Origin of the sequence: Corallococcus exercitus (genome assembly GCF_042231735.1) — a bacterium.
In the GTDB taxonomy this organism is placed as follows: Bacteria; Myxococcota; Myxococcia; order Myxococcales; family Myxococcaceae; genus Corallococcus; species Corallococcus exercitus_B.
Window position 1 is genome coordinate 2091630 of record NZ_CP102577.1, and the last position, 13269, is coordinate 2104898.

At 72.9% G+C, this 13269-nt stretch carries 1 protein-coding gene (cut by a window edge); it reads right to left on the bottom strand.

Annotated features, from left to right (window positions below):
* Positions 1 to 13269: the end of a non-ribosomal peptide synthase/polyketide synthase gene (locus NR792_RS07975; RefSeq protein WP_375759473.1), read on the bottom strand. 23883 nt of this gene lie beyond the right edge of the window; 13269 of the gene's 37152 nt are visible here — the last part of the coding sequence; its start codon lies beyond the right edge, outside the window; it ends in the stop codon at positions 1 to 3.

Below are 13269 nucleotides of genomic sequence, written 5' to 3' on the forward strand. Positions count from 1 at the left end.
TCACTCCTGGCCCGGGGCTCGGAGGGCCTTCGCCAGCAGCTCCGCCACGGCCTGCACTCCCGGCTCGCGCAGCAGCGTGTAGTGGGTGCCCGGCAGGCGGTGCGACTCCAGCCGGTCCCCCACGAGCGCCGTCCAGCCGCCGTCTCCCGTGCCCGTGTCGTCCACGAGCTCCTCCGCCTGGATGCGCACCACGCGCTGCTCCATCGCGGGAGGGTGGTAGCGCCGGGCCGCTTCGAGGTTGGCCTCGAAGACCTGGAACAGCCCCGTGGAGCTCCCAGCGTCCACTCCTGGCGGCAGTGCGCCGGTCCGGGCCGCGGCCTCCAGCACCTTCGCGAGCGCCGCTTCGGGCTCCAGCGTCGCCAGCTCCGCCGTGTCCACATCCAGATCCGCCAGCGACACGCCCATCGAGTCCTGCGCGAACAGGCCCACCGCCAGCGTGCGGTCCAGGTCAGGCTCCGAGTCCGGCACCGGCTGTGGCACGTACGAGTCGATCATCGCCACCAGCTCCACGGCTTCACCCGCTTCGCGCAGCTGGTACGCCATCTCGTAGGCGATGACGCCGCCCAGCGACCAGCCGCCCAGGTGGTACGGGCCCGTGGGCTGGACCTCTCGCAGCGCCCGCACGTAGCTGGCGGCCAGGGCCTCCACGGTGTCCAGCGGTTGGCTCGTACCGTCCAGGCCCCGGGCCTGGAGACCGTAGAAGGGCTGATCCGGTCCCAGCCGCCGCGCCAGCTCCGCGTAGGCCAGCACGTTGCCGCCCACCGGGTGCACGCAGAAGAACGGCGGCGCGCTGCCCGTGCCTTCCTTCGTGAAGGGCACCAGCGGCGTGAAGGGCTTCGGCTCCGCCGCCACGCTCTCGCCCAGCAGCACCGCGAACCGCTCCACGCTGGGGGCCTGGAAGAGCGCCGACAGCGGGAGCTTCTGGCCCGTCTCCCGGTTCACCGCCGCCATGAGCCGCACCGCGAGGAGCGAGTGCCCGCCCAGCTCGAAGAAGCTGGTGCGCACGTCCACCGCGGCCACGCCCAGGGCTTCGGCCCAGAGGCTCGCGAGCATGGCTTCCCGCTCGTCCCTGGGGCCCACGCGCGCTTCGGGGTTCGCGGCTTCGTCCACCGGGGCCGGGAGCGCAGCACGGTCCACCTTGCCGTTGGGCGTCAGCGGGAGCACCGGCAGCGCGACGTAGGCGGCCGGCACCATGTAGTCCGGCAGCGAGCGCTGGAGGTGGCTTCGGAGCGGAGCGGTGTCCACCTCCGGCGCCACGTACGCCACCAGCCGCTGCACTCCCGGCACGTCCTCGCGCACCAGCACCATCGCCTCCCGGATGCCCGGGTGCGTGCGCAGCGCGGCCTCGATTTCACCGGGCTCGATGCGGTAGCCGCGCAGCTTCACCTGGAAGTCCACGCGCCCCATGAAGTCGAGCGTGCCGTCCTGCTTCCAGCGAACCCGGTCGCCCGTGCGGTACATGCGGGCCCCGGGCTCCGTGCTGAACGGGTGGGGGATGAAGCGCTCCGCGGTGAGGTCCGCCCGGTTGCGGTAGCCGCGCGCCAGGCCTTCGCCCGCGATGAACAGCTCGCCGGGGACGCCCACGGACACGGGGTTCAGGTTCGCATCCAGGACGTACACGCCCACGTTGAGCATGGGCCGGCCGATGACGGGCGTGGGCTGCCGGGTGCCCTGGATGCGCTCCGTGGTCGACGCCACGGTGCCCTCGGTGGGGCCATAGGCGTTGTAGGCGCGCGTGCGGTCCGTCGCCGCGAGCGCGCGCCACGTCACCTCGTCCATCGCCTCACCGCCGATGAAGCAGATGGACGGCACGTGCGGCCGCTCCAGGAAGCCCGCGTCCAGCAGCAGCTTGAACAGCGACGGCGTGCAGTCCAGCGCGTCGATGCGCTGCTGCTCCAGCCACGCGAGCATCGCCTCCGGATCCTGCCGCGTCGCCTCCGGGACGATGCACAGGCAGTGGCCGTCTCCCATCAACAGCAACTGGGTCACGGACGCGTCGAAGTAGAACGGTCCGTTGAGGCTCACGCGCATCACCGGAGGCGCCTGCGTGTAGCACGCGTCCTTCAGCGAGCGCTGCAGGTGCGCCAGCGAGCGGTGCTGGATCATCACGCCCTTGGGCATGCCCGTGGAGCCCGACGTGTAGATGACGTACGCCAGGTGCTCCGGCCGCACGCCCGAGCGTGGGTTGACCGGCGAGGACGACTCGATGCGCCGCGCGTCCGCGTCCAGCCGCACCACGTGCCGCACCGCCGGCTGCCACGCCTCCACCTGTGCTTGCGTGGTCAGCAGCACGGCCGCGCCGCTGTTCTCCAGGACGAAGGCCTTGCGCGCTTCGGGGGCCGCCGGGTCGAGCGGCACGTACGCGCCGCCCGCCTTCATGATGCCCAGGATGGCGACGATGGCCTCCGGCGAGCGCTCCAGGCAGAACGCCACCGGAACGTCCGGGCCCACGCCCAGCGACCGCAGGTAGTGCGCCAGCTGGTTCGCGCGCACGTTGAGCTGATGGAACGACACGGACGTGTCGCCCATCACCACGGCCGGGGCCTTGGGCGTGCGCGTCACCTGCTGCTCGAAGCGCGTGTGGAAGGGCAGGTCGCCCTCGAAGTCGGCGGTCTCGCCGCTCCACTCCTCCAGCACCCACTGGCGCTCCTCGGCCGTCAGCAGGGGCAGGGTGTCCACCGCGGCGTCCGGCTTCGCGACGGCGCCCTCCAGCAGCTGGACCAGGTGCTCCGACAGCCGGCGCGCGGTGGCGGGCTCGAAGAGGTCCGTGGCGTAGGACAGGACGCCCTCGAAGCCGCGCTCCGTGCGGCCGAGCGTCAGGTCCAGGTCGAACTTCGTCGTGGGCAGGTCCACCTCCACCGGGCGCAGCGTCAGCTCCGGCAGGCGCACCTCGGAGTCCGGCACGTTCTGGAGCGCGAAGAGGGCCTGGATGAGCGGCGTGCGTGACAGGTCGCGCGTGGGCTGTACGGCCTCCACCAGCCGCTCGAAGGGGATGTCCTGGTGCTCGTATGCGCCCAACGTGGTGGTGCGCACCTGCGCGAGCAGCTTGCGGAACGACGGGCGGCCGTCGAACCGCGCGCGCAGCACCAGCGTGTTGACGAAGAAGCCGATGAGGCCCTCCGTCTCCGCATGGCGCCGGCCCGCGATGGACGTGCCGACGAGCAGGTCCTCCTGACCGGAGTACCGGTGCAGCAGCGTCTGGAAGGCCGCGAGCAGCACCATGAAGGGCGTGGCCCCCTCACGCTGCGCCAGCGCCTCCACCGCCTCACTCAACGTCGATGACAGACGCACCGGGAAGGTGGCGCCCCTCGCCGAACGCTGCGGCGGACGCGGCTTGTCCGTGGGCAGCGCCAGCGCCTGCGGGGCTCCGGCCAGTTGCTGCGTCCACCACGCGAGCTGCGCGTCCAGCACCTCGCCCTGGAGCCAGCCGCGCTGCCAGACGGCGAAGTCCGGGTACTGCACCGGCAACGGGGCCAGCGGCGAGGGCTGGCCCTTCCGGAAGGCCTCGTAGAGCGCGGTGACCTCACGCACCAGGATGCTCATGGACCAGCCATCACCGATGGCGTGGTGCAGGCACAGGAGCAGCACGTGCTCCTCTTCGCCCAGCTTCAAGAGCGTGAGGCGCGCCAGCGGACCCACGGCGAGGTCGAAGGGCGTCAGCGCGTCCTCGCTCGCGAGCCGCAGGGCCTCCGCCTCGCGTGCGTCGTCGGAGAGCCCCGTCAGGTCCACCACCGACAGGACTCCGGTGGCGGCGGGGTGCACGTGCTGGCGGGGTTCGCCGTCGTACGCTTCGAACGTGGTGCGCAGCGCTTCGTGGCGCTGCACCAGGGCGTCGAAGGCCTGCTGGAGCGCGGGCACGTCCACCGCGCCGGAGAGGCGCAGCGCCGTGGGCATGTTGTAGAGCGCGCTGCCCGGGTCGAGCTGGTCGATGAACCACAGCCGCTGCTGCGCGAACGACAGCGGATGCGGGCCGGATGTCGCGGCGGGCCGCAGCGGCGGCAGGGCGCTGGCCTCCGGTGCGTCCGGCAGCCGCTGGGCGAGCGCCGCCACGGTGGGCGACTCGAACAGCGCCCGGACGCCCACGTCCACGCCGAAGCGGGCGCGGATGCGGGAGACCAGCTGCGTGGCCAGCAACGAGTGGCCGCCCAGCTCGAAGAAGTGGTCGTTGCGCCCCACGACGGGGACGTTCAACAGCTCCTCCCACAGCGAGGCCAGGGCCACCTCCGCGGGCGTCGCCGGGGCCTCGTACGAGCGCGCGGCGCGCAGCTGCGCCTCCGGCGAGGGCAGGGCCTTGCGGTCCACTTTGCCGTTGGGCGTCAGCGGCAGGGCGGGCAGGGTGACCAGAGCGGACGGCACCATGTACTCCGGCAGGTGCCGGCGCAGGTGCTCGCGCAGCGACTCCGTGTCGGCGTCCGTCACCACGTAGCCCACGAGCCGCGCGTCGCCCGGGACGTCCTCGCGGACCAGCGCCACCGCGTCGCGGACGGCGACGTGCGTGCGCAGCGTGGCTTCGATTTCGCCTGGCTCGATGCGGTAGCCGCGCAGCTTCACCTGGAAGTCCAGGCGGCCCATGAACTCCAGCGTGCCGTCCTGCCGCCAGCGGGCCTTGTCGCCCGTGCGGTAGAGCCGCGCGCCGGGCTCCGCGCTGAACGGATCCGGCAGGAAGCGCTCGGCCGTCAGGTCCGGGCGGCCCAGGTAGCCGCGCGTGATGCCTTCGCCGGAGAAGCAAAGCTCGCCCGGCGTTCCGAAGGGCACCAGCCGCTGCCGCGCGTCGAGCACGTACGCGTTCAGGTTCGCCAGCGGACGGCCGATGACGGGCTCCGTCCTGGGGCTGCCCTGGATGGGCGCGGTCGTCGTGCCGACGGTGCACTCCGTGGGGCCGTACGCGTTGAAGGCGCGCGTGCGGTCCGTCGCGGCCAGCTTGCGCCACGACTCGGAGTCCAGTGCGTCGCCGCCCAGCACGATGTGGGGCGGCACCCAGGCGCGCTCCAGCAGCCCGGCCGCCAGCAGCGGCTTGAGCTGCGCGGGCGTGCAGTCCAGCGAGTCGATGCGGTGCTGCTCCAGCCACGCGAGCATCGCCTCCGGATCCAGGCGCAGCGAGTCCGGGACGACGTACAGGCAGTGGCCGTCGATGAGCCGGATGACCCGCTCCATCACCGCGTCGAAGTACAGCGGCGCGGTGACGGTGACGCGCTGGCCCCGGGGCTGACCCGCGTAGAGCGCGCGGCCCATGGCCCGGTGCAGGTTGAGCACGGAGCGGTGCTGCGCCATCACGCCCTTGGGCGTGCCCGTGGAGCCGGACGTGTAGAGGACGTACGCCAGGTGCTCCGGGCCCGTCAGCGCGGGCAGGGGCTCATGCGAGAGGGCCCCCAGGCCGGCCTGCTCCACGTCCAGCCACAGCTCCTGGGCGCCATAGGGGCTCCAGTCGCCGCACGCGGCCTCCGTCGTGACGAGCACGGCCGCGCCGCTGTCGCGCAGCACGAAGTCCTTGCGCGCGGAGGGAGCTCCCGGATCCAACGGCACGAAGGCGCCGCCGGCCTTGAGCACCGCGAGCAGCGCGATGATGGCCTCCACGGAGCGCTCCAGGCACAGGGCGACCCGCACCTCCGGGCCCACCCCCATGGAGCGCAGCCGCCACGCGAGCTGGTTCGCCCGCGTGTCGAGCTGCCGGTACGTCAGCGCCGTGTCCTCGAACACGACGGCCGGGGCGTCCGGGGTGCGCGCCACCTGCCGCTCGATGAGGCCGTGCAGCGTGGCGTCGCGCTCGAAGTCCACCCACTCACCGCTGCCCGTGCGCACCAGCCGCACCAGCTCCTCCGGCGAGACGAGCGACACGTCCGCCAGCGGCAGGTCCGGGGCATCGCAGACGACCTCCAGCAGCCGGCGCAGGTGGGCGACGAACCGCTCGATGGTGTTCGCGTCGAAGAGGTCCGCGGCGTAGCGGAAGCCGCCCTCGTAGCCGTCGCCGGTCCGGTGCAGGTCCAGCGCCAGCTCGAACTGGGACAGCGACTCGCCCTCGACGAGGGCCGGGGTCACGGAGAGGCCGGGCACCGACAGCTCCGACACGGGCGCGTTCTGGAGCGCGAACATCGCCTGGAACAGCGGCGTGCGGCCCAGGTCGCGCTCGGGCTGGAGCGCTTCCACCAGGTGCTCGAAGGGGATGTCCTGGTGCTCGTACGCGCCCAGCGTGGTGGCGCGCACCTGGGCCAGCAGCTCACGGAACGTCGTCCGTGCGCCGATGCGGCCGCGCAGCACCAGCATGTTCACGAAGAAGCCGATGAGGCCCTCCGTCTCCGCGTGACGGCGGTTCGCGATGGGCGAGCCCACCAGCACGTCGTCCTGCCCGGACATGCGCGACAGCACGGCCTGGAACGCCGCCAGCAGCGCCATGAACGGCGTGGCGCCCTCCGCCTGCGCCAGCGCATCCACGCGCTCGGCGAGGGAGCGCGGCAGCGCCACCCGGATGAGTCCGCCGCGCTGTGAGGCGGTGGCGGTCCTCGGCCGGTCGGTGGGCACGTCCAGCACGAACGACGCGCCGGAGAGCTGGTGCTTCCACCACTCCACCTGCGCCTGGAGCACGCCGCCCTGGAGCCAGCCGCGCTGCCAGATGGCGAAGTCCGCGTACTGCACCGGCAGCTCCGGCAGGGCAGGGGGACGCCCGGCGCGCCGGGCCTCGTAGAGCGAGGTGACCTCCCGCACGAGGATGCCCAGCGACCAGCCGTCGGACACGATGTGGTGCAGGTGCAGCACCAGCAGGTGCTCGCGCGCGTCCAGCTTCAGCAGCAGGGCGCGGATGACTGGTCCGCGCTTCAGGTCGAACGGGCGCAGCGTCTCCGCGTGGCCCAGGCGCTGGGCCTCGGCCTGCTTCGCGGCGCGGCTGCCCAGGCCCGTCAGGTCCACGAGCTCCAGGGGGACGCGGCCCTCCGGATGGATGTCCTGCACCGGCTTTCCGGCCTCCATGCGGAACGTCGTGCGCAGGGACTCATGGCGCGCCATCAGCGCGTCCAGGCTGGCGCGCAGCGCGTCCACGTCCAGGTCGCCGGCGAGGTTCAGCGCCAGGGGCATGTTGTAGAGCGGGCTGCCCGACTCCAGCTGGTCGATGAACCACAGCCGCTGCTGCGCGAACGACAGCGGCGGCGGGGACGTCCTCTCGGCGCGGACCAGCGGCGGGGCCTGGGTGCGGCGCGCGTCCACCAGCCGCTCCGCCAGCGACGCCACCGTGGGAGCGCGGAACAGCTCGCCCAGCGGCAGCTCCACGCCCAGCGACGCGCGGATGCGCGACACCACCTGCGTGGCCAGCAGCGAGTGCCCACCCAGCTCGAAGAAGTCGCCGTGGATATCCACGGTCTCCAGGTGAAGCACCTCCGCCCAGATGTCCGCGAGCGCCTTCTCCAGCGCGCTGCGGGGGGCGGCGGACGCGGCCGGATCCGCGGCGCGGGCCTGCGGCGCGGGCAGGGCCTTGCGGTCCACCTTGCCGTTGGGGCTCAGCGGCAGCTTCGGCAGGACGACGATGGCCGACGGCACCATGTACTCCGGCAGCTGCTTCTGCACGGAGGTCCGCAGCGCGCCCGTGTCGACGCTGTCGTCCTCGCCGGACACGACGTAGGCCACGAGGCGCCGGTCGCCCGGCACGTCCTCGCGCACCACGACCACCGCCTCCTGGACCTCCGGCGCCTGGCGCAGCACGGCTTCAATCTCACCCGGCTCCACGCGGAAGCCGCGCAGCTTCACCTGGAAGTCGGTGCGGCCCAGGAACTCCAGCGTCCCGTCGCGCAGCCAGCGCACGCGGTCGCCAGTGTCGTAGAGGCGCGCTCCGGGCTGCGTGGCGAAGGGGTGGGGGATGAAGCGTTCAGCGGTCAGGTCCGGGCGCTGGAGGTAGCCCCAGGCCAGGCCGTCTCCGCCGACGTACAGCGTGCCCGGCACGCCCGGCGGCACGGGCTGGAGCGCTGCGTCCAGCACCCACACCGTGGAGTTCGTCAGCGGCCGGCCGATGGGCACCGAGCGGCCCACGGCATCCCCTGCGCGCAGCGTGTGCGTGGCGGAGAACGTGGTGTTCTCCGTGGGGCCGTAGCCGTTGACCAGCACCGCATCCGCGGGCAGCCGCTTCAGGTGTTCGCGCACGCGCTCCACGGGCAGCACGTCGCCACCCGCCAGCACCTGCTTCACGCGGGCCAGCGCGTCGCCCTGGTGGAGCACCATCTGCTCGAAGAGGGCGGCGGTGAGCCACAGCGTGGTGATGCCCTCGCGCCGCAGCAGCGCGCCCGTCTCCTCCAGCGACAGCGCCTTGGGCGGCGCCAGCACCAGCGTCGCGCCGTTGAGCAGCGCGCCCCAGAGCTCCAGCGTGGACGCGTCGAACGCGACGGGCGCCAGCTGGAGGAACACTTCTTCGGGTCCGAAGTGGATGAAGTCCGCGCCGCGCACCAGGCGGGTGATGCCCCGGTGCGGCACGCTGACGCCCTTGGGCCGGCCGGTGCTGCCCGACGTGAACATCACGTAGGCCAAGGCCTCCGAGGACACCACCACGTCCAGCGCCGTCTCCGGCTGACGTGCAATCTGCGCGGCGTCTCCGTCCAGCAGGACCTGGAGGTCCGTCACCTGGGGCAGCTCGTCCGCCAGGGCCTCCTGCGTGACGAGCACGCTGACGCTGGCCGCCTGGAGCATCCAGGTGATGCGCTCCGCGGGGGCCTTCACGTCCACCGGCACGTACGCCGCGCCGGCCTTGAGGATGCCCAGCAGAGCGGTGACGAGCTCGAAGGAGCGATCCAGGCACACGCCCACCCGGTGGCCGGGCCGCACGCCCTGGCGCCGCAGGTGGTGCGCGAGCTGGTTCGACGCCCGGTCCAGCGCCGCGTACGTGAGCGTCTCCGCGCCGGCCTTCAGCGCGATGGCGTCCGGCGTGCGCGCGGCCTGCTCGGCGAAGAGGGCGGCCACGGACGCGTCGCGCGGGTAGTCCCGGGCGGTGTCGTTCCACCCGACGAGCAGCCGCTGACGCTCCGCCTCCGTGAGCCACGGCAGCTGCGACAGCCGCGTGTCCGGCGCGCGGACGGCGGCCTCCAGCAGCACGCGCAGGTGCTCCGCCATGCCGGCCGCGGTGGCCGGCTCGAACAGGTCCTGGTTGAAGACGAGCGCGCCGTCGAAGCCGTCCGGCGTGCGCATCAGGATGCACTGGAGGTCGAAGAGGATGGCCTCCGGGTTGGCCTCCCGGGGACGCAGCGTCAGGCCGGGCAGGGACAGCTCCGGCATGGGCGCGTTCTGGAGCGTGAAGGTCACCTGGAACAGCGGCGTGCGGCCCAGGTCGCGCTCCGGGTGGAGCACCTCCACCAGCTTCTCGAACGGCAGGTCCTGGTGCTCGTACGCGCCCAGCGTGGTGGCGCGGACTTCGTCCAGCAGCTCGCGGAAGCGGAGCGTGTCGCGGACCCGCGTGCGCAGCACCACCGTGTTCGCGAAGTAGCCGATGAGATCCTCGGCCTCCGCGTGACGGCGGCCCGCGATGGGCGAGCCCACGAGCACGTCCTCCTGGCCCGCGTACCGGTGCAGCAGCGTTTGGAACGCCGCGAGCAGCACCATGAAGGGGGTGGAGGCCGTCTGCTTCGCCAGGGACTCCAGCGCGTCGCTCAGGTCGCGCGGCAGCGTCAGGGGCTGCACGCCCGCGCGGAAGGACTGGCGCGCCGGACGCGGGTGGTCCGTGGGCAGCTCCAGGTACGGCGCGGCGCCTTCCAGCTGCCCGCGCCAGTACGCCACCTGCGACTCCAGCACGTCACCCTGGAGCCAGCCGCGCTGCCACAGGGCGTGGTCGGCGGCCTGCACCGGCAGCTCCGGCAGCGGCGAGGGCTGCTCCGCCGCGAACGCCGCGTAGAGCGCGCCCATCTCCCGCACCAGCACGCCCGTGGACCAGCCGTCGGAGATGATGTGGTGCGTGTTGAGCAGCAGCAGGTGCTTCGTGGGCTGAAGCTTGATGAGGAGCCCGCGGAACAGCGGGCCCTGCTCCAGGTCGAACGGGGTGCGCGTCTCCTCCAGCGCCAGCCGCGACGCCTCCGCCTCGCGCTCCTCCGCCGTCGGCAGCGCGGACAGGTCCACGTTGCGCAGCGGCATGGGGAAGGGCGGGTGGATGACCTGCGACGGCGTGCCCTCGTGCGAGCGGAACGTGGTGCGCAGCGCTTCGTGGCGGCGCACCAGCTCGTCGAACGCGGCCAGCATCACGATGATGTCCAGCGTGCCGTCCAGCTCCAGCAGGCTCGGGAGGCTGTAGGCATTGCCCGCCGTGCCCAGCTGCTCGATGAACCACAGCCGGTGCTGCGCGAACGACAGGGGCAGCACGTCCGGCCGCTCCGCGCGGACCAGCGCGGGCAGGGCGGACGTGGCGGACGCCGCGGCCTCGGGGGCCTGCGGCTGGGACCGCCGGAGCGCGTCGATGCGCTCGGCCAGCGCCGCGACCGTCGGGCCCTCCAGGAGCGCGCGCAGGGGCAGCTCCACGCCGAAGTGCGTGCGCATGCGCGACACCAGCTGCGTGGCCAGCAGCGAGTGTCCGCCCAACTCGAAGAAGCCGTCGTGGCGACCCACGGCGGGGACGCGCAGCACCTCCGCCCACAGGGGAACGAGCGCCGCTTCCGTCGGCGTCGCGGGCGGTTCGATGACGCGCTCGGTGACCGGCGCGGCGTCCGGGGTGGGCAGCGCCTTGCGGTCCACCTTGCCGTTGGGCGTCAGGGGCAGGGCGTCCAGCGCCACGAACGCGGCGGGCACCATGTACTCCGGCAGGTGGCGGCGCACGTGCTCGCCCAGGTGGGACGTGTCCACCTGGGGCGCGACCCAGGCGACGAGCCGGTCGCCGAGGACCTGCGCCACCGCGTCCCGGATGCCCGGGTGTGCGCGCAGCGTGGCCTCGATTTCGCCCAGCTCGATGCGGTAGCCGCGCAGCTTCACCTGGAAGTCCAGGCGGCCCATGAACTCCAGCGTGCCGTCCTCGCGCCAGCGGGCCTTGTCGCCCGTGCGGTAGAGGCGCGCGCCGGGGGCGTCGCTGAACGGATCCGGCAGGAAGCGCTCCGCCGTGAGCGCGGGCTGGCCCAGGTAGCCGCGCGTGACGCCTTCACCGGAGAAGCACAGCTCGCCCGGCGTGCCGATGGGCGCCAGGTGCAGGTTCGCGTCGAGCACGTAGGCGCGCAGGTTGTCCACCGGCCGCCCGATGACGGGCACCGGCTGCGGCGCGTCCTGGAGTGCCCAGGTCGTCGCGTCCACGGTGACCTCCGTGGGGCCGTAGCCGTTGAAGGTGCGCGTGCGCTTCGTCGCGGCGAGCTGCCGCCACGTCACCTCGTCCAGCGCCTCGCCGCCCACGGAGAGCAGGGCGGGGACGTGGGCGCGCTCCAGCAACCCGGCGGACAGCAGGAGCTTGAGCTGTGACGGCGTGCAGTCCAGCGCGTCGATGCGCTGACGCTCCAACCACGCGAGCATGGCATCCGGATCCACGCGCACGTCCTCCGGGACGATGCACAGGCAGTGGCCGTCCAGCAGCTGGAGCACCTGTTCGATGGACGCGTCGAAGTACAGCGGCGCGTTCACGGTGATGCGCTGGCCGCGCGGCAGCCCCGCGTAGATGCTCCGCGTCAGCGCACCGTGCAGGTTGAGCACGGAGCGGTGCTGCACCATCACGCCCTTGGGCGCGCCGGTGGAGCCGGACGTGTAGATGACGTAGGCGAGGTTCCCCGCCCCGGCCGACGCCGGCGGACTCTCCAACCTGTCCGACAGTCGGACAGGTTCGGCGCCGTCCAGCCGCACCACGTGGGGCACGTCCGGGCGCCACGCCTCTTCCAGGGCCTGCGTCGTCACGAGCACGGACGCGCCAGAGTCCTTGAGCAGGAACGACTTGCGCGCGGAGGGCGCGGAAGGGTCCAGCGGCACGAAGGCGCCACCGGCCTTGAGCACCGCCAGCAGCGCGACGATGGCCTCCGCCGAGCGCTCCAGGCACAGGCCCACCGTGACCTCGGGGCCCACGCCCAGCGAGCGCAGGTGCCACGCGAGCTGGTTGGCCCGCGCGTCGAGCTGCCGGTAGCTGAGGGTCGTCTCCCCGAACACCACGGCATCCGCGTCCGGCGTCGCGGCGGCCTGACGCTCGAAGCGCGCATGCACGGTGGATTCGCGCTCGAAGTCCACGGCGTCACCGGTGCCGGTGCGCAAGAGCCACGCGCGGTCCTCGACCGGCAGGAGGGACACGTCGGACAGCCGGGCCTCGGGCTGGATGAGGGTTTCCAGCGCCTGATTCCACTGGCCCAGCACCCGCTGCACGGACTCCGCGTCGAAGCGGTTCTCGTCGTAGGCCAGGTGCATCTGGAGCTCGCGGCCGGGGAGCACCGTGGCCGCCAGCGGGTAGTTGATGCTCTCGCCCATCTGCAGGTCGCGCAGGTCCAGCGCGGTGGAGCGGCGCAGCAGCGATTCGTCGAAGGGGAAGTTCTCGAAGACGAGCAGCGACTGGAAGAGGGGCACGCCCCGGGGGATGTCGCTCCACCCGTGCGCGGTGACGAGCGGCGTGTGCTGATGCTGCTGGATGCCCAGCAGCTTCGCCTGGATGGCCTGGAGCCAGGGCAGCACGGGCGCGCTGTCGTCCGGCAGCGCGATGCGCACCGGCAGCGTGGTGATGAGCAGGCCCAGCATGGCCTCCGAGCCCGCGAGCTCCGGCGGACGTCCCGCCAGCGTGGTGCCAAAGAGCACGTCGCGCGTGTCCGCGTGGCGCGCCAGCACCAGCGCCCAGGCCGCCTGGGCCAGGGTGTTGAGCGTGAGCTGGTGCCGCCGGGCGAAGGCCTCCAGCGCCGCGCTGCGCGCCTCCGGAATCGTCACCCCGAGGATGGGCTGGTTCACGGTGCCCGTGGCGACCGTGGCCACGGGACGCATGGCGGGCACGGGCGTGGGCACCGTCAGGCCCTGGAGCTGGTTGCGCCAGAAGCGCTCGTCCTCGACGAGGTCGCGCTGTCCCAGCCACGCGATGTAGTCGCGGTACGGCGGCCGGCCGGCGGGAGGCAGCGGCGTCCCGGCGCGCAGGGCGTCGTAGATGGCGAAGACCTCCTGGAAGAACAGCCCCAGGCTCCAGCCGTCGAACAGCAGGTGGTGGTGGCTCCAGATGAAGCGCCACTGCGCGTCCGCCAGCCGCACCGCGGTCATCCGGCTCAGCGGCGCGCGCGACACGTCGAAGCCGCGCGCGCGGTCCACGACGATGAGCCGCTCCAGCCCGGCCTTCCGCGCGTCCTCCGGCAGGTGGCGCCAGTCATGGACCTCGAAGGGCAG